At 45.0% G+C, this 26,508-nt stretch carries 22 protein-coding genes; 12 read left to right on the forward strand and 10 right to left on the reverse strand.

Annotated elements, in window-relative coordinates; genetic code table 11:
- The first annotated feature begins 327 nt into the window (after nucleotides 1-327).
- Nucleotides 328-1,176 (forward strand): aldo/keto reductase, encoded by an 849-nt coding sequence (locus B3R91_RS05705; RefSeq protein ID WP_286796807.1) that lies wholly within the window; start codon nucleotides 328-330, stop codon nucleotides 1,174-1,176.
- A gap of 94 nt (nucleotides 1,177-1,270) precedes the next feature.
- On the opposite strand, the gene ccmE is transcribed toward B3R91_RS05705, so the two are convergent.
- From ccmE to ccmA, 5 genes are all read right to left on the reverse strand, one after another.
- Nucleotides 1,271-1,771: a cytochrome c maturation protein CcmE gene (gene ccmE, locus B3R91_RS05710; protein WP_286796808.1), complete on the reverse strand. Its 501-nt coding sequence runs from the start codon at nucleotides 1,769-1,771 to the stop codon at nucleotides 1,271-1,273.
- A 257-nt stretch (nucleotides 1,772-2,028) separates the two neighbouring features.
- On the reverse strand, nucleotides 2,029-2,250 hold the full coding sequence (gene ccmD, locus B3R91_RS05715; RefSeq protein ID WP_286796809.1) for a heme exporter protein CcmD: 222 nt from the start codon (nucleotides 2,248-2,250) through the stop codon (nucleotides 2,029-2,031).
- A gap of 48 nt (nucleotides 2,251-2,298) precedes the next feature.
- Complete coding sequence (ccmC, locus tag B3R91_RS05720) at nucleotides 2,299-3,087, reverse strand: heme ABC transporter permease CcmC (RefSeq protein WP_144297829.1); 789 nt, start codon at nucleotides 3,085-3,087, stop codon at nucleotides 2,299-2,301.
- A 352-nt stretch (nucleotides 3,088-3,439) separates the two neighbouring features.
- The gene (locus tag B3R91_RS05725) at nucleotides 3,440-4,096 is read right to left on the reverse strand and encodes a heme exporter protein CcmB (RefSeq protein WP_286796844.1); all 657 of its coding nucleotides are present in this window, start codon (nucleotides 4,094-4,096) and stop codon (nucleotides 3,440-3,442) included.
- A 184-nt stretch (nucleotides 4,097-4,280) separates the two neighbouring features.
- Complete coding sequence (gene ccmA / locus B3R91_RS05730; RefSeq protein WP_286796810.1) at nucleotides 4,281-4,910, reverse strand: heme ABC exporter ATP-binding protein CcmA; 630 nt, start codon at nucleotides 4,908-4,910, stop codon at nucleotides 4,281-4,283.
- Between the two features lie 119 nt (nucleotides 4,911-5,029).
- Between ccmA and B3R91_RS05735 the strand changes: the two genes are divergently transcribed.
- The 4 genes from B3R91_RS05735 to B3R91_RS05750 all read left to right on the forward strand — a co-directional run bounded on the left by B3R91_RS05735 (nucleotide 5,030) and on the right by B3R91_RS05750 (nucleotide 8,504).
- Nucleotides 5,030-6,097 (forward strand): hypothetical protein, encoded by a 1,068-nt coding sequence (locus B3R91_RS05735; RefSeq protein ID WP_286796811.1) that lies wholly within the window; start codon nucleotides 5,030-5,032, stop codon nucleotides 6,095-6,097.
- Nucleotides 6,098-6,165: 68 nt separating this feature from the next.
- Nucleotides 6,166-7,176 carry a YbjN domain-containing protein gene (locus tag B3R91_RS05740; protein WP_286796812.1) on the forward strand — a complete coding sequence of 337 codons (1,011 nt, stop codon included), beginning with the start codon at nucleotides 6,166-6,168 and terminating at the stop codon, nucleotides 7,174-7,176.
- Nucleotides 7,177-7,307: 131 nt separating this feature from the next.
- Nucleotides 7,308-8,225 carry a histone deacetylase family protein gene (locus tag B3R91_RS05745; RefSeq protein ID WP_144297825.1) on the forward strand — a complete coding sequence of 306 codons (918 nt, stop codon included), beginning with the start codon at nucleotides 7,308-7,310 and terminating at the stop codon, nucleotides 8,223-8,225.
- Between the two features lie 72 nt (nucleotides 8,226-8,297).
- Nucleotides 8,298-8,504, forward strand: coding sequence for a DUF2905 domain-containing protein (locus B3R91_RS05750; RefSeq protein ID WP_286796813.1), 207 nt, complete (start codon nucleotides 8,298-8,300; stop codon nucleotides 8,502-8,504).
- 19 nt (nucleotides 8,505-8,523) lie between these two features.
- On the opposite strand, the gene B3R91_RS05755 is transcribed toward B3R91_RS05750, so the two are convergent.
- Both B3R91_RS05755 and coaBC read right to left on the reverse strand, forming a co-directional pair.
- On the reverse strand, nucleotides 8,524-9,306 hold the full coding sequence (locus B3R91_RS05755) for a sulfite exporter TauE/SafE family protein (protein WP_286796845.1): 783 nt from the start codon (nucleotides 9,304-9,306) through the stop codon (nucleotides 8,524-8,526).
- A 106-nt stretch (nucleotides 9,307-9,412) separates the two neighbouring features.
- Complete coding sequence (coaBC, locus tag B3R91_RS05760) at nucleotides 9,413-10,783, reverse strand: bifunctional phosphopantothenoylcysteine decarboxylase/phosphopantothenate--cysteine ligase CoaBC (protein WP_286796814.1); 1,371 nt, start codon at nucleotides 10,781-10,783, stop codon at nucleotides 9,413-9,415.
- A gap of 128 nt (nucleotides 10,784-10,911) precedes the next feature.
- On the opposite strand from coaBC, the gene radC reads away from it, so the two are divergent.
- From radC to B3R91_RS05775, 3 genes are all read left to right on the forward strand, one after another.
- Complete coding sequence (gene radC / locus B3R91_RS05765; RefSeq protein WP_286796815.1) at nucleotides 10,912-11,595, forward strand: RadC family protein; 684 nt, start codon at nucleotides 10,912-10,914, stop codon at nucleotides 11,593-11,595.
- 331 nt (nucleotides 11,596-11,926) lie between these two features.
- Nucleotides 11,927-14,836: an acyl-CoA dehydrogenase gene (locus B3R91_RS05770; RefSeq protein ID WP_286796816.1), complete on the forward strand. Its 2,910-nt coding sequence runs from the start codon at nucleotides 11,927-11,929 to the stop codon at nucleotides 14,834-14,836.
- Between the two features lie 418 nt (nucleotides 14,837-15,254).
- Nucleotides 15,255-16,628: a dicarboxylate/amino acid:cation symporter gene (locus B3R91_RS05775; RefSeq protein WP_286796817.1), complete on the forward strand. Its 1,374-nt coding sequence runs from the start codon at nucleotides 15,255-15,257 to the stop codon at nucleotides 16,626-16,628.
- A gap of 209 nt (nucleotides 16,629-16,837) precedes the next feature.
- Here B3R91_RS05775 and B3R91_RS05780 read toward each other — a convergent pair whose 3' ends face one another.
- The gene (locus tag B3R91_RS05780) at nucleotides 16,838-17,593 is read right to left on the reverse strand and encodes a TSUP family transporter (RefSeq protein WP_286796818.1); all 756 of its coding nucleotides are present in this window, start codon (nucleotides 17,591-17,593) and stop codon (nucleotides 16,838-16,840) included.
- A gap of 415 nt (nucleotides 17,594-18,008) precedes the next feature.
- On the opposite strand from B3R91_RS05780, the gene nhaA reads away from it, so the two are divergent.
- Nucleotides 18,009-19,211 carry a Na+/H+ antiporter NhaA gene (gene nhaA / locus B3R91_RS05785; protein ID WP_102077732.1) on the forward strand — a complete coding sequence of 401 codons (1,203 nt, stop codon included), beginning with the start codon at nucleotides 18,009-18,011 and terminating at the stop codon, nucleotides 19,209-19,211.
- 103 nt (nucleotides 19,212-19,314) lie between these two features.
- A complete protein-coding gene (locus B3R91_RS05790) occupies nucleotides 19,315-20,721 on the forward strand; it encodes an oxygenase MpaB family protein (protein WP_286796819.1) in 1,407 nt (468 codons plus the stop codon).
- Nucleotides 20,722-20,978: 257 nt separating this feature from the next.
- Here the strand turns inward: B3R91_RS05790 and B3R91_RS05795 are convergent, their stop codons facing one another.
- Nucleotides 20,979-21,716, reverse strand: a complete 738-nt coding sequence (locus B3R91_RS05795) for an NUDIX hydrolase (RefSeq protein WP_193032115.1) — start codon at nucleotides 21,714-21,716, stop codon at nucleotides 20,979-20,981.
- Nucleotides 21,717-21,860: 144 nt separating this feature from the next.
- Between B3R91_RS05795 and B3R91_RS05800 the strand changes: the two genes are divergently transcribed.
- Nucleotides 21,861-22,376 (forward strand): HPP family protein, encoded by a 516-nt coding sequence (locus B3R91_RS05800; protein WP_227514902.1) that lies wholly within the window; start codon nucleotides 21,861-21,863, stop codon nucleotides 22,374-22,376.
- 359 nt (nucleotides 22,377-22,735) lie between these two features.
- Nucleotides 22,736-23,299 carry an NUDIX hydrolase gene (locus tag B3R91_RS05805; protein ID WP_286796820.1) on the forward strand — a complete coding sequence of 188 codons (564 nt, stop codon included), beginning with the start codon at nucleotides 22,736-22,738 and terminating at the stop codon, nucleotides 23,297-23,299.
- A gap of 121 nt (nucleotides 23,300-23,420) precedes the next feature.
- Here B3R91_RS05805 and B3R91_RS05810 read toward each other — a convergent pair whose 3' ends face one another.
- Nucleotides 23,421-26,486: an insulinase family protein gene (locus tag B3R91_RS05810; RefSeq protein WP_286796821.1), complete on the reverse strand. Its 3,066-nt coding sequence runs from the start codon at nucleotides 26,484-26,486 to the stop codon at nucleotides 23,421-23,423.
- Nucleotides 26,487-26,508: the final 22 nt, after the last annotated feature.

The following is a 26,508-nucleotide window of genomic DNA, read 5'->3' on the forward strand; positions in this document are numbered from 1 at the left end:
CATGAATTTTGTCCATTACACCGAAAAAGCCCATTATTTTGAATAGTGGGCTTTTTTGCTCTTAAATTTTATTGAATGGGTACAATCAACGACTCGCAATGACGTTACAGCCTGTTTGTGGTTTGTAGGAAAGCGTCACTTACTCTTTCACTTAGCCTATTTTCTTTTTATAGTGGCTAAGCTTACTAGAGAATGCACCTTAATATAAGCTTTGATTTAATAGAAATCGATGCTTAATAAAATTTAAGAAATTTATATGTCTGCTCAAATTCTCTATTAATAACGATAAGAACCATTAATAAATCACAAAAAAACAAGGATAATAATATGCGTGCTAAAACTTATAATATTCGCACCGCTGGACAAGCGAACATTCCGGTACTCGGACTGGGTACATGGCAATCAACGGGACAAGACTGTATCGATGTGGTCAGCCAAGGGCTACAAATGGGCTATGAGCATATTGATACCGCCCAAGCTTATGATAATGAAGTCGAGGTAGGAAAAGGCATTAAGCAATCAGGCGTCGCGCGTGATAAGTTCTTTTTAACGACCAAAATATTTCCTGATGACATGAAGTTTGAGCCAGAAAAACTTATCGCTGCGGCCAAGCGCTCGTTAGAAAACTTAGATACTGATTATGTTGATTTACTGCTGCTGCATTGGCCTGATGATCGGGTGCCTTTGTCTGAAACGATGCCAGCGCTTTGCGAGCTACAAAAACAAGGGCTGACTCGTAATATTGGGGTATCTAACTTTAATATCGCCAATATTATCGAGGCTAAAAAATATGCTGATGTGCCTATTTCCGTTAATCAGGTTGAGTTTCACCCCTTTATTAAGCAAAACACCCTGCAAACTTTTTTAAACAATCACCATATTTTATTAGAATCTTACTCGCCGCTCGCGCGTGGTGATGTGTTTGATAATGAAGTGATTAAGGAAATTGCTGATAAGCACGGGATTACGCCAGCGCAAGTTTCACTAGCGTGGATTTTATCTGATAAGCAGCGTATTGCGATTCCAAAAACGTCCAATCCTGAACACTTACAAGGCAACTTAGATGCTGTCAAGGTGACGCTCAGTGCAGATGAACTCGAGAAAATTGGTAGCTTAGCGCGTAGCGATGGCCGTAAAATCAAGCATCCAGATTATTCACCAGAATGGGATGATTAGTAAGCCATAGTAAAGTAAAAATGAGAGTAAGCACAAAAAAGCCAGTGATAAAGGTCACTGGCTTTCTTATATTGAATACTTTTTATAATAACCATTACTGCTGCAAAGTATCGGTCTTATGGATTTTTTCTGCAGGATTATATTGCTCAGAAGAAGGCACTGCGCCATTGCGATTGTTTTCTTTCATCGATTTAGCAACTTCTGGCGGCATATAGTTTTCATCATGTTTGGCCAATACTTCGCCTGCGACAAAGGTATCGCCTTGCATTTTACCCGTTGCTACCACGCCTGAGTTTTCAGCGAACAAATCTGGCAAAATACCTTGATAAGTCACCGGCACGGTTGATTCAAAGTCGGTGATCGCAAACTCCACGCTTAACGGGTCATCTGGCGCACGTTGGACACTACCGGCAACGACCATACCACCAGCGCGGATACGCTTATCCTGCGGCGCTTCACCTTGCGCAATGGCGGTGGCGTCAAAGTAGTAATCGGTCTGTTGCCCAATGGCATAAATCACCAATACCACGGCAATCGCCGCCCCTGCAAGCGTAAACATAACCCACATCAGTTTTTTGCGACGAACTGCGTTCATACCACTACCTCATTGATGAGTCGCTGCTTTACAAACTACGCATTTGCAAAACAGAAAATATTAAAGAAATTCCTATTAGACTGACTTGACAATACGCCCGTCCAACCGTACTTTTCTAATACCTATATGGTAGCATTTTTTGCCCAAATCAATAAGCCCCCCCCAGCAACCGATGCGGTCATATATTTACCAGTAAGGCATTATTATTTGATAGGCTAAAAATTTGATATTAAAAAGAATTTTTTAAGGAGAATTGTTTAGGATGGTTGTTTGGTTTTAGGATTGGGTGTTTTAGCTGTGCGCTGTGCTTGACGCGCTTGCTGAATGGATAGCTGCTTGATAAGCGCTTGGCGTTGACGGCGACTATAAATAATAAAAAACAGCATCACGCCAACCGTAATTGCCCAGCATGACCAGACAAACACGCCATGCTCACCCATGGCAATAAACTCAGAGACGCTATAAAAGTAAGGCTGCATTTTATTTCCCTAGCCGTTATTTGCTTGGTTTATGGTTGTATTTTAGGATTATTTATTTTGGCTACGAACGTATTCTTTGACCCATGCTTTGCCTTGGTCGCGATATAAAATCAGGGTATTGGTCCGATAAATGGCCAATGAGGCGACCAGTAAATAACTACCAATAATCATCAGTAGTAAAGGCAGCCACATATCTGCCGACATTTTTGGTGCCGCCGTCAGGGTAAAGGTTGAACCTTGGTGCAAAGTATTCCACCACTGCACCGAGTACTTAATAATAGGCAAGTTTACCGCGCCAACGATAGACAAAATAGCGGCCGCTTTACCGCGATTGGCAGTATGTTCAAAGGCGGCAAACAACGCCATGACGCCCGCATATAAAAACGCCAAAATGAGCATAGACGTCAAGCGTGCATCCCAAACCCAATACGTCCCCCACGTCGGTTTTGCCCAAATAGAACCGGTCAATAAACTAATCACACAAAGCAAAAACCCCATCGGAGCCAGTGCTTGCGCCACGAGGCTTGCGGTCTTAATTTTCCATACCAGATAAATAACACCCAGTACTGCTAAGGCAAAATAAATAGAGATAGCGAGACTAGCAGCGGGTACATGGATAAAAATAATGCGATAGCTATTGCCTTGCAAATAATCCGGCGGCGCAAATGCCAAGCCCCAAACGCTACCGATGAGCAGACAGAGACCGGCTAATATCGCGAGCCACTTAACCCAAGGCGCAAAGATACGAAAAAACTGCTTGGTACCCACAGTGGTCAAAAAGACCTGCCAAATGCGTTGCCACAGGCTAGGAGATGAGACATTATTCAGGTTGGGCATGGGAATAAACCTATTGCGCAGCTGGTGATTATCGAGTAAAACGCATGATTCATACGCCTACCCGCTAACTTGCTGACGTTAAACGCTGGATAGAATCTACACGTGATTATTTGTTGAATAGCCTATTATAGCAAAGTTGCCAGTTTTCATCATGCTGTTAAGATAAAGGGCTTTCATCAGAAAAGGTATATAGTCGATACTAAATGAAATGGATAGACAATACTATGCCGCGTGACTGGTGCAAATTTTTCTTGCTTGCTGTGCCTACGCCGACAGAGGCGACGAAAAATTTATCCCAGCCCCGCTGCCTCTTTTTAATATTGACCTGAATATAACATGCCAACATTAATTGTTAATTTAACCATGCCATTTTTAAGGTTAGGGCAATCACCCATGGCATCACCAGTACCGAAATGATGCTACCTGCTAATAATAACGCTAAAATCGGCAAGCCGTTGAGACCTGTGGCAAATAAATCAACCGCACCAGTCGCAAAAATCAATACCGGCAACTGCATCGGTAAGGCAATCAAAGGCACCAGCACCGCACCGTTTTTTAGTGATAACGTCAAACTACTGGCAACCGCTGAAAGCATTAATAACATTGGACTGCCAGTGATAATAGATGCCATCAATATCCATGCCTCAAACCAGCTAAGCTGAAATAAAGGCACAGCAAGCAAACTTAATGCCGCCACAATACCGCTACTAAAAATCCAGTGAATAATCAAACGAATCAGCACCCATAGAGGCAGCGACGCTTTAGCGACGACCAGTTGCGCCAAGGTGCCATTATCAAGCGCAGGCTTAAATAAGCCATCGACACCCATTACCAATGACAATAGAGCGGCAATCCAAACTGCGGACACCCCAAGGCGCAGCAGTAAAGCAGGTTCGCTGCCAACCGCTAACGGAAACAAGGTGATAATCACTAAAAACAATACCAGAGGATATAACCACTGCACCGCGCCTTGCTGCTTCACCTGCCATTCGCGGCGCCAAAGCTGCATAAAACTGATACCGCGTGCAGCAGCTGTATTAGCATTTGAAGTGTTAGCATTCGAGCTTGTATTCACGGTTTTTACTGCACTGTCTGTGTCTATCATTTATTGGCTCTTCCACTCATGCTTGTCGCACTTATATTGACGTTTGTCGCAGTTAGATTGATGTTTATGGCAGTTATATTGATAGCATTTACACCATATAATCGGACAAATCGAGCACTTGATTGGCAACGCCGACGGCTTGGTGACTAGTCATTAGTATCGCACCGCCAGCCGTAGCAAATTCGCGCAACCTATCTTCCATGCGTGCTACCATCTCGACGTCAAGCGCGGTAAATGGCTCATCGAGTAGCCATAAAGGCGTGACCTCAGGTGTTAATAAGTAAAGCCGTGCAAGGGTAATGCGCCGTGTTTGCCCCGCAGACAAATGGCTTGAGCTGATGGTCTCAAACCCTTGTAACCCTACCCACGTAAGGGCGTCATCGATATCAGCTGTACTTGGGCTAATGCCATATAAATTAAGCAAAAAAGTGAGGTTTTGGGCGACCGTCAAGTTTGGATGAATACCCAACTGGTGCGACACGTATAAAGGGTGCTCGGGCAAACTTATTGCTCCTTGATAAATAACTTCACCGCTCAGCACGGGCAATAATCCAGCCAATTGCATCAGTAGCGTCGTTTTGCCAGTACCATTAGCACCGACTAAATGACAAATGCTGCCCGTAGCAAGATTGAGCGTCACGCCTTCACATAAAGGGATCTCACCGCGCTGAACCGTTAGCTTATCAAGCGCAAGTAAAGCTGTATTCAGAGCCGTCATCCAAACCTCTCATTTATTTATTAAGCAGCAGGCAATATTCATCACAAACACCGCTGACGTTCGTGGCATAATACCTTATGCTTACTTTAACCCCACAGTATAACAAATTGTCGATTACTATGACCTCAAAACCTACGCAGACTTCAAAAGATAGCCAAAATTTAGACACTCAAAGTGCTACGAGCACCAACCTAACGCTCGACAGCTTAATCGAGGCGCAAGTTGCCTTTATGCAGCAATGGCTGCATGCGCAAGCCCAGCCGTTAACAACACAGGCTTGGCAGTGGTTTGGCGAGCAGCCATTAAGCAAATATATCAGCAGCGATGATTTACAACACCTTATTAATGGTTGGTTTCTTAAGCAGCCGCTAAGCGAGGTAGTACGACGCGATATTCGTGATATTTTGCATACTATTATTTATCATCCGGTTAATGATAATGTACCTTTATCAGAATTAGTCGATGACAGCCAAGTTGAGATTTTAGCCAGCTATGTCGGCAGTCATGAAGAGCAGCGTAATATCTTGGTACATACGTTGGTTGGCAATGAAACCTTTGCTGATTTATTGACGCAAACGCTGTATCACGCTATCAACGACTTTATGGAAACCACGCTAGATAAAGCGGGCCCTGCTGGTAAACTGATGAAACTTGGGCGCAGCTCGTTTGAAAAAGCTACCAATCGCAATCTTGATGAAAAATTGCAGTCCTACCTGCATCGCAATATTAAAGACTTAACACGCCGAGCAGAAGCCAACGCTCAAGCGCATTTATCCAACGAAGAGGTTGCGCGCTTATTGGTCTCCGGTTGGGGGCGCATCAAAGAAAAACCAATCAGCGAAATCCAAACTTATCTACGCGATGAGCCTAACGATAGCAGTATCGCCCATATTGAAAACAGCATCCAACAAAGCTATAACCGGCTGCGCCTATCGCCTTACTTGCACAGCCTTGTGGCAGCAAGCGTCGATACTTGGTATACCAACCATCAGGATGATAGTATCGCCACTATTGCGGCAAGTTTACACGTCGATGAGCAGGCAATAACGCAATTGAGTACTGCCCTGCTCCCTGTCATCACGGACGCTCTTGAAAGCTTATGGTTTACGGCGCATATAACAGAGATGCTGCAAGCGTTTTACGCCCAGCCGTGTATCAAAGCAGGACTGGTATTTGGCAGCAATTAATCTGATGTTGTAGCGTACGGTTTTCTCTAAACTTTTATTATCCACCCTTTATTAGTCAGCTATTATCTATGAGCCAATCTTCTAAACTCAGCTTATGGCAAAGAATCAAGAAGCTGCTTAGTATGGCAACTGAACAGGCTACTATTGACGACACGAAGATTGATAACGACTTGGACTCGGACTTGAGTTCAGATTCAAGTCTGACAAAACAGGATAAAAACAACGCTTATCTTTTAGAAAATGAAGGTGATAGTAATAAAGATAATGGTATAGAAAGCTGTCTTAAAGACGCTAAAGGTAATAAAAACGATGATACGGATATTAGCGGCTCTAGCCCTGACTTAAACCATAATGTGAACCGTAGCGCAAACCACAGCGTTGATAACCACGTTGATAATCACTTCGATGAGGTTATTTATAGCAGCCTTAGTAGCAATCTTGATAGTCGCTTAGATAGCAGCACTGATACTGATACTGACGCTTATTTTGATTTTGATAATGACATCGACAGCATGACGCAGCAAAATGCGCTCAATGACACTCCCATTGTCAATTATCTTAAGCAGTATTTTGACGAGCAACAATGGCATTATAACCATTATCGACCCAAAAGCAGTGACAGCGACAATAATGACAGCCAGCAATCACACTATTTGTCTTTTAGAATGCGTAATAAAAAGCTTGATTGCGGCTATCTGTTTCGCGTGCAAGAACATAACAACCTATTGGCCGTCTATGGTATCTTGCCGTTCTTAATACCCGAAAGCCATCAAAGTGCTGCGATGTTACTGATTACCCAAATCAATTACGACATGCTGATTGGCAACCTCGAAATGGATATCAATGATGGCGAAATACGCTACAAAAACGCCATCGATGTCGAAGCGGTCGGTATGGATGAAAGTACCATTGAGCACTTATTACAAAGCGTCATCGCGATGACCACGGTGACTTATGAGATATTTAGTGAATTGGTCAACAATCAAAATCCTGCTACAGAGTTGCAAGAGCTATTGATGGCGCTATATCGACAAGAGGATGCGCGCACCTTTTTCTTACCCACGCAATTTGTTCAGTAATCCATTGCGCAAACTCAGTATTTGTCGCTCTTACAATTACTCACCAACCCCCTACATTCAAAACGCTTAAATCTCTCTATTCTTTTACCTTCTGTTCTTAAATTACTTTTTAAAAGACATATGTTAATACTATGCTAAAAATTGCTTACTCGGACATTTTTCGTTATTCCGTACCCGAAAAACACCGCTTCCCCATGCAAAAATATACCATGATTCCTGAGCGCTTACTGGCCGAAGGAACCATCACTAGCGATAATTTCTTTGCCCCGAAACGTCTAAGCGAAGAGGAGATTTTAACCACGCATACTGCGGATTATTGGCAGCAGCTTAAAACCCAAACATTACCGCGAAAAGAAGCACGAGCGATTGGTTTTGAGATGACGCCAGAGTTGGTAGAGCGTGGTCGTTATATTGCCCATGCCACCTATGAATGTGCGTTATATGCGCAACAATATGGCGTGGCGATGAATGTTGCGGGCGGCACTCATCATGCCTTTGCCGATCATGGCGAAGGATTTTGCGTTTTTAATGATGTTTGTATCGCCAGCAATTTATTATTAAATCGTGGACAGGCACAACGAATTTTAATCGTGGATTTGGACGTGCATCAAGGTAATGGCAACGCCAGTATCATGGCGGATGAGCCGCGCGTTTTTGTTTTTAGCATGCATGGCGCAAAAAACTACCCTTTTCGCAAACAAGTATCAGACTTAGATATTGAGCTGGATAATGATACGGCTGATACAGAGTATTTACAGATATTAGAGGATACGCTGCCACGCTTAATCCATGAGTTTGCACCGGATATGATGTTCTATCAATCTGCGGTCGATGTATTGGCAACCGATAAATTGGGCAAACTTAGCCTGACGCTAGAGGGTTGTAAGGCACGTGATGCATTTGTCCTACAACAAGCTAAAGCGGCCAATATTCCCGTTGCTATCGTCATGGGCGGCGGCTATTCAGAAGATATTGAAGACGTGGTTGAGGCGCACTGTAATACGTTTCGTTTGGCGCAGCAGCTGTTTTTTGCAGAATTGATTGAGTAGTGGGTAGCGTTCAGCGCAAGGAAAGATAAGAAAAGTAACGCGACAAAAGTAGTAAAGGTAGTGAGGTTATAAATGGCAAAAATATTGATTGGTGTAGGAGTCTTGCTGGTTATTATCGGCGTTATTTGGCTGCTGTTTCCAAATGCATTTTCGTGGCTCGGCAATATGCCAGGCGATATCAAACATACCTCAGGCAATACGCGAGTTTACTTTCCAGTGGTCACCATGATTATTATCAGTATCGTTGCCACTATAATATTAAATCTATTTAATCGCTAAACTTGTTTAAGCGTTAAGTTTATAGCAACGCTGTTATGCCTTGCCAGCCAACCCGAATACCGAGAACGGTAAGAATCAACAAGATAAGCTGACGAAAGCGGGCTTGCGGTAAATAGCGACGCAAGCGAATCCCAACCAACAGCGCAGCGATAGACAATACACTCAGTAAGATAATCAGCTGCCACTCATTAGCACTTAGCGCCATGATAGGTTCACGCAGAACAATGATTTGGGCAATTTTACCCAAGAAATAGCACATGTTGCCGACTTTGGCGATGGTGTTTTTATCGTTACTGGCGGACAATAAATACATCATGAGTATGGTGGACATGGCATTGGTCGCACCGCCAATAATACCAGCGCTAAACCCGACAATAATCAACACAGGCTTGGTATTGGGCAGACGGATTTGCTTACCGAGCAAGTTACTGCTGACATAAAAGCCAATCACCGTAGCTAATACCAATAGAATATATGCGCTATCGACCCACAGCAGTAGCTTGGCACCAAGCATACTACCGAGCAGACTGGTCAATGCCAATAACCAATAGCGCCTACCGTAATGGATGAAGTTTTGCCAAATACTGCGCCCGCCACCTGCCAGCCAAGTCATGGCATTGAGCAATAACGACGGAAAAATTACCAAGACAATCGCATGGGGTAACGGATAAATACTGGCAAGCGCGGTGGTGGTTACTAACGTCACACCCAGTCCACTAATACCGTGCAGCAATGATGCTAAGGCAAAAATTGCCAGTAGCAATAACGTCTGGGTACTATCGCTATCCATCATATTCGTCATATGAGTCATAGAAACTTATAACCTAATAATGATAGTGATGATAGATATCGGCGACTGACATTGACAACAGCGCAATCAGCATTACTAGACCGTTTCTTATGATTAATTATGCTTGATGACGTTGCCAAATCGTTTCACCAATAATGGTTGCCAACTGCTCAGCAATCTCATCTTTACTTGCCTTTTCAAGAATCACATTATCGTGCTCATAACGCTCGGAGAAAAACACTTGCATGGCATTATCGTCACTGGCAAAACCAATATCGGCGCGCGAAACGTCATTACAAGCGATCAAATCCAAATCTTTAGATAGCAGCTTGCCACGCGCATAGCGCTCGACATCTTGCGTTTCTGCTGCAAAACCCACGACAAACAGCTCAGGATGGGCAAGTGAAATCGTCGCTAAAATATCAGGGTTTTTAACCAAGTTTAGCGTCATAGCATCTTGGGTTTTTTTGATTTTTTGCGGTGCGGCCTCGAGGGTACGATAATCGGCGACGGCAGCAGTGGCGATAAAAATATCAGCAACCTTTATACCCGCACTCTCATTTTCAGCATGTTCATGTTGATGCTCTTCACCGCAATTACAGTCATCGTGATGATGAGAATGGTCATAGCTATGTTCATGAGGATGCTCATCAGCGTCTTCAGGCAAATACTGTAGCGCACTATGCGTGCCATCAACGCATTGCTGTGCGGCTTTCAACATATCTTGCGCTGATAACACATCGATGCGCGTGACATTAAGTGGTGTTGGCAAGGCAACTTTGCCACCAGCAATCAAAATCACGTCGGCGCCAGCGGCCACGCAAGCACGGGCTAAAGCAAAACCCATTTTGCCAGTAGAGTGATTGGACAAATAGCGCACCGGATCGATACCTTCTACGGTCGGCCCTGCGGTAATCACCACGCGTTTACCTGCCAATAACTGTGGCGTGGTTTGCATAGCCGTAAATAATTGCACTTCCGCTAATAAATCCTCAGGCTCAGGCAAGCGCCCTGCTCCGACGTCACCGCATGCCTGCTCGCCGCTGGCTGGTGCAATAATTTGATAATTCATATCACGCAGGGTTTGCACATTGAGATTCACTGCTGGGTGCGCCCACATTTGCTGATTCATCGCTGGCGCAATGATAACCGGCGCAGTCGTTGCCAAGCAGACCGTAGTCAATAAATCATCTGCCATACCCATCGCCAGCCGCGCTAAGGTATTGGCAGAAGCAGGCGCAATGACAATCAAGTCTGCCCATTTAGCAAGCTCAATATGACCCATACCCGCTTCTGCTTGCTCATCAAGTAATGAAATATGTACCTCATTACCCGTCAAAGCCTGCAAGGTCAGCGGCGTGATAAAGGCTTGCGCGCCTGTGGTCATAATGACGCGCACATCAAAGCCCGCTTTGACTAAAAGACGGGCAAAAATAGCAGATTTATAGGCGGCGATACCGCCAGTGATAGCAAGCACAATATTTGACATAAGCATGGCATCAATAAAAAAATGAAAGATAAAAATTGCGCTTATAGTAACAATTATGCGATAAGTTAGGGGAAGTTTTGTAGATTTATCTCAGTTATCTGGCATCCATCCTTTGTTAAGGAGTAACAATGGCAATTAAAGACTGGCACGAAGATGATAGACCGCGGGAAAAACTGCTGAAATTTGGCGCCGCTCACTTATCTGATGCCGAGATATTAGCGATATTTTTGCGCACAGGCACCCAGTCGCAATCGGCCATTGAGCTTGCCCGTCACTTGATAGAGCAGTTTGGCAGCCTAGCTGAGCTGTTGGCTGCCCCAAAAGAGACGGTGCTTGCTTGTCACGGTATCGGTCCCGCTAAGTACGCGCAGATTCTAGCATCGCTTGAGATGGGTACACGCTATTTGGACAGTCAGCTTAAAACTGGTCATGCGCTTGGACGCTCGCAAATGGTCAAAGACTATATCAGCACCCAACTGCGCGGTGAGTCTCGTGAAGTTTTCGCCGTGCTGTGTTTGGATAATGCATTAAACCTCATCAATTTTGAGATACTATTTACTGGCGGGATTTCCTCTTGTTCAGTTTGCATCAAACATGTGTTACGTCATGCGTTGAGCCACGCTGCCAGCCAGCTTATCGTCGCTCATAATCACCCTCATACTGACGCTACCCCCTCAACAGCCGATAACCTACTCACTTATGAGCTAAAAAAAGCCTGCGACTTAATAGATTTATCATTGGTTGACCATATCATCGTCGGGCGCAATGAAACGCTCTCGTATGCTGAGAAAAGCCTAGCGCCTTTTGCCTGACACCTTTTGCCTGAGACCTTTTAGCTAGCAACTTCTGTCTGACGCTTGATACATATTTTCGACATAGCGTAGCATTTTGGCTCTTGATAGTTATAAACAACTGTTTCATATTGGTAGCTTACTTTATTTTTGCTCCGTGAGCTTTTATACAGTAGATATCAACAAGCTTAAGTTTTAAATAAAGTCCAACACAGATATTCAATTTGTAGCATAAATGAGCTTGTTCTAAGCCCAGCTATAATGAAAAATTAAAATAATAAGTCACATTATTGCATTTTTTTATTCACTTAAATTTTACGCTGGTGTATGCGGCGTTAGCAAGGAGACAGTCATGGCCATTGGCTTTTTTATTTTGGCAATCCTCATTCAGTTAGCCATGGTCTTGGCCATCTTTTTATTATCTTTATCCCGTGTCACCGGTAGTATCGTCGCCCTCGTGACCGTCCTCGTCACCGCCTTTATCAGTTCATGGTCGCTCATCTTAGGCATACCGTTAGCGCTACTATGCTTAGTATTGCTCATCGCGCCGCTGCGCCAATCATTGATTACCAAGCCCGTCTATAAAGCTTTGGGCGGCGCCATGCCAAGCATGAGTGATACCGAACGTGAAGCGCTCGATGCTGGTACCAGTTGGTGGGAAAAAGAGCTGTTTATGGGCGCGCCAAATTGGGATACCTTTGCTAAATACCCGTATCCTGAATTGTCAGAAGAAGAACAAAGCTTTATTGATAATGAAGTCGAAGTGCTGTGCGCGATGCTTGATGAGTGGAAAATCCACCACGAAGATAAAGAGTTGTCTCCAGAAGCGTGGCGCTTTATCAAAGACAATGGCTTTTTGGGCTTAATCATTCCAAAAGAATACGGCGGACTGGAATTTAGCTCGTATGCCCAAAGCCGCGTGATGAGTAAGATTGCCTCGCGCTCACCAACCGCTGCCGTTACTTGCATGGTGCCAAACTCACTTGGCCCTGGTGAGCTTTTGATGCATTATGGTACCGATGCGCAAAAGCAACGCTGGCTACCGGGCCTTGCCAAAGGCGATGAAATCCCCTGTTTTGGTTTGACCGGCCCTGAGGCGGGTTCTGACGCTGGCGCGATTCCTGATACGGGTGTGGTTTGCTATGGCATGCATGAAGGCGAGCAAGTGCTCGGCCTGCGTATGAACTTCTCTAAGCGCTGGATTACTCTAGCGCCTATTGCTACCGTCGTTGGCTTAGCCTTTAAAATGTATGACCCAGAAGGTCTGCTTGGTGACCCTAAAAAGACCGATTACGGTATTACCTGTGCATTGGTGCCTGCCAGTCACGAAGGCGTCATCACCGGACCGCGACATAATCCAGTTGGCTCGCCATTTATGAATGGTACGGTAGATGGCACTGACGTCTTTATTCCGCTCGATTATATTATCGGCGGCGTCGAAAACGCTGGGCGCGGCTGGCGGATGCTGATGGAATGCTTGGGCGTTGGCCGCGGCATTTCCTTGCCAGCGCTGTCAACGTCGGCCAGTGAAGTTGCCTATTTGACCGTTGGGGCGTTTGCAAAAGTTCGCGAGCAATTCAAAATCTCGATTGGTAAATTTGAAGGCATTCAGGACGTGACCAGCAGCATGGCAAGTAACACTTACATGCTTGAAGCGTTTCGTCATCTGGTTACCTGTGGTCTAAACCAAGGTGGCACGCCATCGGTCATGACGGCAATGGCAAAATACTATGCGACTGAAACCATGCGTGACGTCATTAACGACGGCATGGATGTCGTCGGTGGTCGCGCCGTACAAATGGGCCCGCGCAACTTTTTAGCAATTCCTTATCAAGCCATCCCTGTTTCTATCACCGTTGAAGGCGCAAATATTTTAACGCGCTCGTTAATGATTTTTGGTCAAGGGGCGATGCGTTGCCACCCTTATCTATTTGATGAGCTACAACTGCTGCAAAGTGACGATAAAGAAAACGCGCTTAAAGAGTTCGATAACTTATTCTTTAAACATTTGGGCTATACCTTTAATCGCGGCGCCAAAGCCTTTGTCGCAGGTTATGTCGGTGGTAGCAGTCATGCGCCAAACTTTGCCGATAGCTTTACCCGCCCTTATTATAAAGACATCAATCGTTTGAGCGCAGGATTTGCCCTGACCGCTGATATGGCATTAGGTCTACTCGCTGGTGATTTAAAACGTAAAGAGATGCTCTCTGGCCGCTTAGCAGATATTCACGCCCATCTATTTATCTGTACAGCGATTTTGCAATTTTACGAATACGGTTCTAAGTCAGAAGCCGAGCGCTTACATGCAGAAGTGGCACTGAAAAATAGCCTTTATACTATTCAAGAAGCGTTCTTGTCTTTGTTTGCCAACTTCCCAAATCGCATGGCGGCAAGCTTGGTCAGCTTTGTCATCTTCCCAAGTGGCCGTATCTTTGCCCCAGTGAGTGATGAGCTCAAACGCCAATTGGGCGATACCTTTATGGATGACTTTGAAGCCAATCCATTCCGTGATTACCTTAAAACCATGGTGTATTACAACACCGAACCTGATGATGTCATGGGGCGTATGGAAAACGCCTATCAAACCTTGCTCGAAGTAGAGCCTTTATGGCAGAAATTTAAAAAGGCGGAGCATAAAGACCATTTCGAAGGTCTGACTTTTGAAGATCATGTGGTTTATGCTAGCCAAAATGGTGATATTACCGAAGCAGAGGCGGAGCAGCTGATTCGCTATAATGCCATACGTTTTGATTCCTTATTAACCGATGTCTTTGATAAGCATTTAGCTGAAGCGCAACCTCGCGATAATCCGCACAGTTTAGATAATGCGGTACATAAACTCACCGACTATGCGCAGTTAAAAAACCAAGCACAAGCAAGTAACGGCGTTGCGACAGATGATTCTGCGCAGACAGCTGATGCGGTCACAGCCGATAATCAAGAATCAACGGGCGATGACAACCCTGATCACGGCTATGAAAGCGATGGTGATGTCAAAATGGTCAGTGAGCAAGACACGGTCGAAGAAGTGCAAGAACAAGCCGACTTTAAGGATACAAATCCTGATGCAGAAGCGCTTGATCCGCGGCGCCGTGATGCAGAAACCCATCTGAGCGAGCGTATGAGCTATAACCATAGCCTGCATAAAACGGACTCGCATGCTGACACAACACAGAATGAGATAGAAAACGGCGTAGAAAAATCTGACAATCATGCTGAATGGCAAGATGGTCTACGTCGTGACGAAAATGACAAGATATAAAAAGGTGTGAAGTCATTGCGGTTTTAAACAGTCACGATATAAAACCGCTAAGACCAACCTTTGCTCATAATCGGTTCGCCCTTAAGCGAGATTATTCAATATGAATGGTCTCGCTTTTTTGTTTATACCCCAACTACTACCAATAAATTTACTCAAAAATTGCTTATGTCATTCAATTTAATCTAAAAATTTTTGCTGATAAATAAAATTAAAATACCGTGCGTTTATTCTCTTACCCTGTTTTAGTCATAAATATTTCTTGCAGTTACCCCAACAATTCTTTTATATTGTCCCCAAAATCTGACTTCAGAGACAGATAACAAACTTTTAGACGTAACGAAAATAGGCATAAAAACGATACTTATATACTAAGTAGCGTATTTATGGCTGCGCGTTACGGCAACCAAGGACAGTAGTTATGTGGAAGAATATGGGATTAACGGGCAAGATTATTGTTGCCATGGTGCTGGGTATCATACTGGGTTTATTTATAAACTACTCAGGATTAAATACCGAAGGCAGCTTTGTTAGTGACTATGTGACCAATGGCTTATTTGCCATTATCGGTAAGTTGTTTGTTAACTCGCTAAAAATGCTGGTTGTGCCTTTGGTACTGATTTCGCTTATTTGTGGGGTTTGCGGCATCGGTGATATTCGCTTGCTTGGTCGTATCGGCACCAAGACCTTTTTTATCTATATGATGACAACAGCGCTGGCTATTGCGACGGCGATTGGTCTTGGGGTTTTGTTTGGCATCGGTAAAGGCATGGATATCGAGACGGAAGCGGCATTTGAAGCGCAGTCAGCACCGCCTCTGCTCGATGTATTCTCCAATATTATCCCATCTAACCCCATCAGCGCGATGGCAAATGGCGATATGTTATCGATTATTTTCTTTGCTATCTTAATCGGAATCAGTATCTTGATGGTTGGTAAGCCTGCCAAAGGTTTGGTGCAAAGCTTGGAGCTTATTAACGAAGTCATCTTAAAAATGGTGACCATCATTATGAACCTCGCCCCTTATGGTGTGTTTGCGCTATTAGCAAAAGCCATGTCAGAGCTTGGCTTAGACCTTATCTGGTCGCTGCTTGGTTACGTTGCGGTATTGATTGGCTCGCTTGCTTTTCATTTCTTTGTGACCATGATGATTGTTCTGAAGCTGGCTTCAGGCCTCTCGGTGCGAACCTTTTTAACAAAAATGCGCGAAGTACAGATTTTTGCGTTTAGTACCTCAAGCTCAAATGCGACGATTCCGATTACCTTGCGTACCGTTACCAAACGCATGGGGGTCAATAACTCTGTTGCGTCGTTCACGGTACCATTTGGTGCGACCATCAACATGGATGGCACCGCCATCATGCAGGGAACCGCGACCATTTTTATTGCCAATATTTACGGTATTGATTTGGGTGTGACCGACTATCTAGTCGTTATTCTGATGTCCGTGCTCGCCTCTGTCGGTACGGCAGGCGTTCCTGGCGTTGGTTTAATCATGCTATCGATGGTATTTGCGCAAGTAGGCTTACCGATTGAAGGCATTGGTCTGATCTTAGGGGTTGACCGTATCCTTGATATGTTACGTACCGCCGTCAACGTCAGTGGCGATGCCGCTGTGACCGCTATCGTCGCAAAGTCAGAAGGCAAGATGGATTTGGCAATTTATAACGACCCTGATGCGGGTACAAAAGACGTATTCGATGGTCATATCGATGAAAATAGCGAGCGCGAATTCTCTGAAGTCTTTAGCGATGGCATTATGGGCAGTGAATACGACGATATTAAACGTGGTTAGGTCAAGCATGGCTGGCGGGTAATATCAATTAGTCACTTATAAAAATGCATAATAAAAACCTCAGCCAAATGTGGACTGAGGTTTTTTTCTGTCTTGAGTAAGGGTTTGGAAATTGATATATAGACGAAATAACTTAAGACCGTGACGATACTGCTGGAATAAAGCTTTTTTAACTTATAAAGACTATTTTAACCTCAAAATAACTATCGTTAACCAAGCACATATTTGGTTAGCATTGCCAAACAAACCAACACAATCATCGGACGAATAAGTTTACTGCCGCCTTTAACGACCATATGCGAGCCAAAATAAGCGCCAATCGTCTGCCCAACCATCATTGCCAGTCCCACTTTCCACAGCACATTACCGCCCAAGATAAAGAAAATAAGCGAGCCAATATTGGTAGATAAATTTAGCACCTTTGCCGCGCCCGTTGCTTCAATAATTTGACGACCACGCAGCGCCACATTTCCTAAAGCAAAAAACATCCCCGTACCCGGTCCCATATAACCATCATAAAACCCAATCAAGGGCGCCACTACTTTTTGCCACTTGCTTTCTGAGATACGCGGTGCGGCCTCTACTTCACCCAGCCTTGGGGCAAATAAAGTATAAATACCAATCGCCGCAATCAAAAACGGAATCAGCTTTTCTAATAAATCAGGCGGTGACAACTGTACGGCAATCGTACCAAGAACAGAACCGATAAAAGCCGCGATAATCGCCGTTTTTATATTCTTCGGTTTGACGACACCTTTTCTAATCATCGTAATGGACGCCGCGAGCGCGCCTGACGCTGCTTGTAACTTATTCGTCCCCAAGGTTAGTACGGGTGGAATATTGGCAAGCAGCATAGCAGGAATGGTCAATAAACCACCGCCGCCCGCGATAGCATCGATAAAACCTGCCAGCGCCGCAACAGCCGTCAGCATTAAAATAATCTCGATAGAGAGTGATATGTCCATGACACTAACCTTGAAAATTTGGGGTATAAAAAAGCAAACGCAACGTTAAGATTTGTGTAAAGGCGCTCATTATAAAGATAAAACCGTAAAAAAAACCAAAAACCTAGCAAAGTCTGCTAGATTTGTTATATTCTCGGCTTTATCAGTACGCCTTTTGGTAGGCTTCGCCTGTTTAAAAAAACCGCATAAAACCGTTAACGTATTTAATTGTTTATATGAATAAGATTGTGAGAAACTAGAGCCATCGGTCTGCTGCGTCATTTTTAATGATAAGGGCAGCATGAATGATGAGGGTTTATGGCTCGGCGAAATGCACTTAAGGAAGCCAAAGCAGGAAAGTAAGCAAGCCAGAACAATTTAGAAATTTGAAGTTTTTGAATGATTTAGCACGTTTTATTGAGTCAATGAGGATAATATGGCAATACAAAGAATCAGAGCATTTTTCAACCTCGAAGCGTCAGGCGGCATTGTCTTAGCGCTGGCAGCTATCGCGGCAATGATTATTGCCAACACCTCTCTTAGCACTTGGTATGAGTCTTTTATTCACGCGCCCGTTGCCATTCAAATCGGTGGCTTTGAGATTGCAAAAGACGCCCATCATTGGATCAACGATGGTCTGATGGCAATATTCTTTTTTTTAGTCGGTCTTGAGCTCAAGCGCGAAGTGCTCATCGGCGAGCTCTCTAACGTCAAACAAATTATCTTACCCGCTGGCGCAGCATTGGGCGGCATGATTATGCCTGCTATCGTCTACATGATTTTTAACTATAATGAGCCTGAGTTTTGGAAAGGTTGGGCGATTCCGGCGGCGACCGACATTGCTTTCGCCCTTGGTATTTTAAGCTTACTTGGCAATCGCGTGCCAAACTCGCTCAAAGTCTTTTTGGTATCCATTGCTATTTTTGATGATATTGGCGCTATTTTAATCATCGCCTTATTTTATACCAGTGACTTATCGCTCGGCGCGCTCGCTGTCGCTGCTTTATGTTTACCGTTCTTATATCTACTCAATCGCCGCAATGTTACTAGCATCACGCCATACATACTAATCGGTGTCATTATGTGGATTGCCGTGCTCAAGTCTGGCGTTCACGCGACCTTGGCTGGGGTGGTACTGGCATTATTTATTCCACTATTTGACCGTACGGATCCTGAACACTCGCCGCTAGAAGAGCTTGAGCACGATTTGCAAAACACCGTGTCTTACGGCATTCTGCCTTTATTTGCCTTTGCTAATGCCGGTATCTCGCTTAAGGGTGCAGGCTTTGCGGAATTATTTCACTCCGTGCCGCTGGGTATTGCTGCCGGATTGTTTATCGGTAAACAAATGGGCATAATGCTGATGTGCTGGTTAATTTTCAAATTGGGTATTTCTACCATGCCAAAGGGCATGACCTTTAAGCAAATTTACGGCGCAGCGTTACTTTGCGGCGTTGGCTTTACCATGAGTTTATTTATCGGTGGTCTGGCCTTTGGCGGCGCGACACCATTATTTGACGAGCGCTTAGGTATCATTATGGGTTCAATCGTATCTGGTATCGCAGGTTACTTGATGCTAAAAGCCACCTTAAAAGAAGAGGTCAGCAATACCTCGGTGGACTTAACCCATCATTCTTAAGCACTCATTAAGCGTGAGCGACTTATAGCTATCACGCTAAATAAGTCGCTTAATGCGCTTAAGATGAGTGGATAAAAGCAGACGATATAAAGTAGCTAATCATATGGGTCCCATCGATATCGCTAAAGAAAATGCCAAAGCCAATAGCGCCAGCGCTCGGCAAAAAGCTGACCCTAACCCGGCAATTCACGCTTACCAACGCCATGGACGCACGACGGCGATTGACGACCATAGCGACCTACAAGTCTTAAAGCGCATTAAGCGTTATTTATTGCCAAAAGACTTTGTTATCTCGCAAGAGTTATTGCAGGAAATGGTTGCCGGCTACGATATTGGCGATCCACTAGCCGATGCGTTGGCCGCTGACGGTATTCGTTTTACCAAGCCTTTACAGCAATTTATCTTAAGCGATAGTAATGGTGGCGATAGTAATAGTAGCGATAGAAATGGCAGCAGCTTCGATGCTACCCTTCTAAGCAACCCTGAATTTAATACCTTAACCGAGCAATTTAGCAGCCATCCTGCTTGGTTTGACCCCAAGCTTGCACAAATCGGCGCAGTTGCTTATCGACGTTATCCGCTGATGCTCATTTGGCTATTGCGCAATGTCGCGCTAATGGCCGGCTATAGTATTCCCGCCCTCTCCCTGCCGCTCATTCAAACGGGCGCCTTAATGCACGACGCCCTACCGCGCTTGATGCGTACTTATGCCTATATTCTAGCCGTCTCTGAACACCCACAACTAAATTCTAGTTCTTATAATAATCGTCAACCAATTGAGCAGGTATTGGCGATTGGCTCAGAAGGCTGGCGGCAGTCTATCAAAGTGCGGCAAATTCACACGACGGTGCGGCAAAACTTGCTCAAAGGTAAAGGCAATGCTGCTAAAGGTGTCATACCCGATGCCGACCAACACCACAATGTAGATGGCAGCTGGAACACCGACTATTGGGGTATTCCTATCAATCAAACCGATATGATTGCTACCCATTTGCAGTTTTCATTATTGATTATGCGTGGGCTACGGCTGCTTGGCGCCCGTATCAGCAGCGAGGAAGCAGAAGGTATCTTACATCTCTGGAATCTTGCCAGCTATTGGATGGGCGTTGATTTACAGCGCTTACCAAAAGATGAAGCCGCTTGTTGGGAATGGCTTTATACCTATTTATCAATTCAGCAGCTTGATTTTAAAATGGGTCAGCCACTGGCAAAAGCCCTGCACGATTTACCGCGGCAGCTGATGGGCGAGGACAATCGCCGTGGGCGTTTCGTTGAGATGGTCAATGCCAGCGTGACTCGTACCTTGGTCGGCGATGATATCGGCGATGGGCTGGATTTGCCAAAATCGAAAATCCGTTTTGGCGTCTTATCTTCGGTGCCGATTCTTTTTGCGCTCGATACCGCACGCCAGCACAATCAAACGGTGGCGGGAAAATTAGAAGCCTTCCGTGCTAAACGCCAAGATAATATGAATTGGTGGTTAAAGAAAAACGACGATTATTATAAATAACTTGTGCTAATTACAGTTACTTTAAGAAGAATAATCACTCAGTATTAGATAAAATCAATAACGAATAATATTATGCAAATCTATAACCATAACCAGAGGGCATAAGTCGAATATTATTAGTAGTAAATAGAATATATCAAGCCATTATCAACCGCCTCTACAATAACTATAATAAATCCGCAAAAGACGCGCTTGGTTTGATTAGAAAATGGTTTTACTGTAAACAATTCAATAAATCACCGCAAGCGACTGACGTATTAATTACGCGTATCTTGAATGCGGTAATACCACTCAAGTTGCCGATCAAACCCCGTCTCTAGCAAGCTGGCGATGACGCGTCCTGTCAGACCCCATATTGTTTCGCCATCCACTTGCCAGCTTGGCGTGAGGATGGTCGCGGTCTGACCTTGCATCGTATACTCTATCGCATACTCAACGGTAGGCTGCGTCAGCAAGGTTTCAAAATCTGCCCAAAAGATACGCGAGATTTCATCAAGCTCCGGCACTAACAGTAAATCTGGCGCAATTAGCGCCACAATGGGACGCACACTCATGCCACTTTTAGAGGTTTGAATCGGTAACTGACCAAGTAGCTGGACTTTATTGGGTGGCAGCGCGGTCTCTTCGCAGGCTTCACGCAAGGCGGTGATGACATTATTACCATCGCTGGCGTCATGTTTACCGCCTACGCAAGAGACTTCGCCGGCATGACTGTTCATGTGAGCAGCGCGGCGCGTCAGTAGCAGCTTGGGATGGCGCTCATGAGTGATGGCAACCAATACCGAGGCATCAGCAATCGGTGTCTGATACAGACTCTCTAAAATGCGCTCGCTAAGAGAAGTATGAGAGTTGTGGTATAACGCAGGATTGGTGACCGCATTTAAGGTCTCATGCTGCACGCGTTCCGCCAACTTTCTAATAGTGGGATAACGAATAAAGTCTGGCACAGCGACGGAAAATTCATCGAAATGGACAGACTGCGGGGGGAGTAACATTATTATTGCCCTATGTTTTTATTAGTATCAAGCATCAATGCCGTTAAACATAAATAACCATTAAATAGCCATTAAATAACCATTAAATAAGATGCTGATTACGCAAGTAAGCACTTTAAGATTACATGTTTTTAGGAAATATTTGTGGATAAGATTTTTTCATTAAATAAAATGCAGGGCAAGACCGATGATTGCCCGCAAAGATTGCCATTAATTATCATTGCCCTTGCTTGGGTTGGCGGTACTTTCGCCACCGCCATACTGGCGCTACTGGGCAGCTGGCAAAACGTCGCTATGATTTTGGGCTCATTTGGTGCCAGCTGTTTGCTTATTTTTGCCTATCCAGAGAGTCCATTTGCCCAGCCTAGAAACATCGTTGGCGGGCATCTTATCACCACTTTTACGGGGCTATCGTTTTTGACCTTGTTTGGTATCGAGTGGTGGAGCTTGTCGCTGGCGGTCGGTACAGCGATTGCGCTGATGCTATTGCTGCGCGTACCGCATCCACCCGCCGGCTCTAATCCACTAATCGTCATGCTCGGCGGCGTCAACTGGCATTTTTTAGTCACCCCTACGCTAATCGGTGCGCTTGCCTTGGTTGCAGTGGCGCTGATTTATAACAATATCGGTCGCGGTCGCCATTATCCGCGTTATTGGTAAATCCATCCTTCAAGGTAAAAGGTAAAGCGATCATTTATTATTCAACATCAGTCTAGTCTAGACTAGCGTAATCTAAAAGCGGCTGCATATACTTTATGTGACTGGACTGATGCGCAATCGCAGCGCTGACAATGACGCTTAAAAAACCTTATTTCATAAACGTAAGCCTAGCTACCATCAGTTTAGCAAAAATGTGTGCTTTTTATTATCACGACCAGTGCGATGGAAATTTGTGTTATCTTAGGCTTCATAGCTATGATGCCAGCTGACAAGCGAACGTCATAACATAAGAATTATAATTCTTACAACACCGATAACCTTTTTTCCATCTTTCGTTTATCTTATATAAGGCAGTTGATATGTGCTATTGTCTACAATGCGGCCATGAAGCAGAACGCAAAATACCAGCCACCGATAATATGCCGCGTTTGGTATGCCCAAACTGCAATTATATTCACTACGAAAATCCAAAAGTGATTTGTGGCTCACTGGTCGTACATAAAAATAGAGTGCTATTATGCCGCCGTGCGATTGAGCCGCAATATGGCTTATGGACGTTGCCCGCAGGCTTTATGGAAAATGGCGAAACCATGGCAGAAGGCGCGGCGCGTGAAAGCTTTGAAGAGGCGGAAGCAGTGGTTATCAACCCGCATTTATATTGCTTATATGATATCCCCGATATCGGGCAAATCTATAGCATTTATATCACCGAGTTAAAAGACGGCGCTTACGGTATTGGCTCTGAAAGTCTGGACTGCGCGTTATTTGCTGAAGAAGACATCCCGTGGGATAAGCTTGCCTTTGAAGCCGTGCGCCGTACCTTAAAAAGCTACTTTGCCGACCGCAAGGAGTTTGACGACCATAACGACTTTCCTATTCATCAAGATTTGATTGGCAAAGACCAAGCGATTAAGCGTTATTAATACAGCTTTTTAAAATACTTACTGGCAATAAAAACCGCCGCTTTCAATACAAACACTGAGAGCGGCGGTTTTTTTATACAGTCAATGATTTGCGATGACTGTTTTTGCGCTAAATTAACAACTAGCTTTTAATTTTACAAACGTTAAAACCTAACTCTTTTACGGCTTCTTCTTTATCATAGGGTGCTAATACGGCACGCACGTGTTTTTGTCCTTGCAGATATTGCTTAGCGACGCGCTGCAAGTCAGCAACCGTCACAGATAATATCGCCGCGCGCATTTTACGCTGCCAGTCGACGCCGCGATGATGCAGATTGGCAAAGCAGGCTTTTACCGCCTCCCCTGCTGGAGAGCGTGGTTTATCCATGCCTGAGATAATACCCAAGATAGCTTCTTCTAATTGCTCATCGGTTTGCGGCTCGTTTAATAGCCATTCGATACTGGCATCAAAATGGGCAAAAGTTTCAGCACACTGCGGATCGCGATAGCTAAAGAACTTAAAGGCACAAGCATTGGCATCGTAACCTGCACCGCCGCCATAAGCACCGCCGCGCTCACGAATGGCACTATGCAAGTAACCATTGCGCAGATACGGCGCTAACACCATTAATGCTGCCGTATCAGGATGGTCGGCTGCTGGCACGGTATATGCGCTAGCATTATGATAGACGTTGGTCGGAACTAGCCACGCCAAATCTTCAGCGGTAACCTCTTCTAGTTGAGCGCCATCATTCTTACCATTGAGCGCCGAGTCTAACTGTAAATCTGCAAACTCACTTGGAATGTTCGCTTCAATAGCCGTTTCAGTATTGCTTAACTTTTCCGCAATCTTTGGTGCTTGGCTGTCTTTCCAGCTATCAACGATTAAGTTACTTAAGCGTTCGGTTTGCTCGGCTTCACAGATAATAACGGCGTGTTTCGGCAAACTTATTATACGCTGATGTAAATCCATCAAACTGCTTGCCAATTTATCCCACTGCCTATCGTCACTACTGGCGTGGGTTAAGAAGTCTTTTAGCGCGTTCAATGCTGGCAGCCCGCTACGCACATATTCTAACTGCGCTTGACGGCTCATGCCGCGACTGGCGGTTTGCATAGCATACGAATGCCCAGAACCGGCAAGGTTTGATTGCCAACCAGCTGCGCGCTGCTGCAAAATCTCTTTAATACGGTTATGCTCGCTAAAGACGCTGTGCTCCATGACTTCTTTAAGCAAATCAATGGCTTCAGGCTTACGATTTAGCGCGCGTGTAGCGACGACGAAGTAGCTGCTAATCGCTTGGCTATCATCGATATTGGTACGCTGGCTGATACGCGCCGTCACTCCTGATGAATGCGCCGCTTGCTTGGCCTGCATTTCATGAGCGCTTAGCGAGTCCGTGCCCAGTTCTGACAATAAGCTTAAATAGATCGGCAATAGCGGATGATTGATGACTTCATTAACCGGTAGCTCGCTGGTGTCTTGATTACCAATCGCATCGGTCAATGGCACTATCACTTGGTAATAATACAAGCCATTGGTACCGGCTTCATATTCAAATAAGGTGCTGTCTTGCCCGCTTAAATTTACTTGTTTTTGCGTGCCTTGTTTAAAGCTGATATCGGTTGGCACGTCTTCTAGACCAACTTTTGGCAATAAGCTTAAATCATCAGGCGCAGCTTGGCGCGCTGCCAAATCAAGCGCTTGCTGTTTTAAGATAGCTTTATCATCAGCGGTCAAATCCATCGCAATGGTATCAAGACGGGTTTGCTCAGCGGCTGCCAAACGGGCAGTTTTTTCGCTATCAGGCGTCAACGTGACACGGACACGATGCTGATTATCGAGCAAATGGGTCTTTATTAAATTCGGTAACCACTGTTCGTCTTTGACTTGCTCACGCAGCCATTGCAAGTGCTCATCAACTTCCCACACATCGATAGGGTTGCCATCATGAATCGCCGTGCTAAAGCCCTCTAACATAAGGTTTAAACCATACGGCATGCTATCACCGCCGATATGGCGCTGATCAATCTCGATTTGGTGCAAAATGGTTTCGATGGTTTCATCATCAATCGGATTGCTCGCCACCTCTTTAAGTAAATCAAGAATGCCCTGCTCTACCGCTTCGGCATGCTCAGGGTTTGAACCGCGTAGACCGGTATAGAATACCATTTCATAATGACTGTCATCGAGACCCAATAGCGGACTCGGCGCTTTACCGAGTGGATGGCTGTCCAAATACGCACGCAGGGGCGAACCAGCATGCTCAACCAACACGCCTTCTAATAGACGCAGTGCCAAACGCTGCTTGGGATCGGTAATCGATGGCAATAGCCACGCCACCACATGATGCGTTTGGTCTGGACCAGCTTCATCAGCAGTATAAGTATCAACCGCGCTAATCGGTGCAGACAGACGTTTTTCTGGACGCGAAACGTGTTTTTTACCCGCTTCAAACTGAATCAAGGCATCGTCATGAATTTTTGCTTGCGTTTGGGCAACCGGAATATTACCAAAGCTCATGATCACGCTGTTTGACGGATGATAATGGCTCTGATGAAATTCAACCAGCTCATGATGGGTCAAATCAGGAATATCAGCAGGATCGCCGCCCGAATTATAATGATAGGTCGTCGTTGGGAACAAATGATGGGCGACCGTATGATAAAGCTGGTCAATCTCGCCGCTCATTGCGCCTTTCATCTCATTGAACACGATACCTTTAAACTGCGGTTTATCGTTTTCGTCTAACTCAACGCGGATGCCTTCTTGGGCAAAATCCAGCGGATGAATATTGGGGAAAAACGACGCATCAAGATAAACGGCCAGCAAATTAAAGTAGTCGTTTTTATTTTGGGTCGCGTACGGATACGCCGTCCAATCGGCGGCGGTCATGGCATTCATAAAGGTGTTTAATGAACGTTTAATCATCGAAAAGAACGGGTCGCGGACAGGGAACTTTTCAGAGCCACACAAAGCCACGTGCTCTAAAATATGCGCCTCACCTTTTGAGTCCATCGGCTGAGTACGAAAGCCGACCAAAAAGGCATTTTCATCGCTTGGATGCGCCAAATGGTAATGCATGGCGCCTGTCTTGACGTGCTGGCTTATCAATACGTCCATCGACAGTGCATCGATATGACGGTGCTCAAGCAGCTCAAACGCTGGATGTAGGGTTAAATCAGCGGTAAATGGCGTGTCAGTCATAGTTGTCCTTATAGAGTAACCT

The sequence above is a fragment of the Psychrobacter sp. UBA6291 genome, from assembly GCF_002439405.1.
GTDB classification, from domain to species: domain Bacteria; phylum Pseudomonadota; class Gammaproteobacteria; order Pseudomonadales; family Moraxellaceae; genus Psychrobacter; species Psychrobacter faecalis.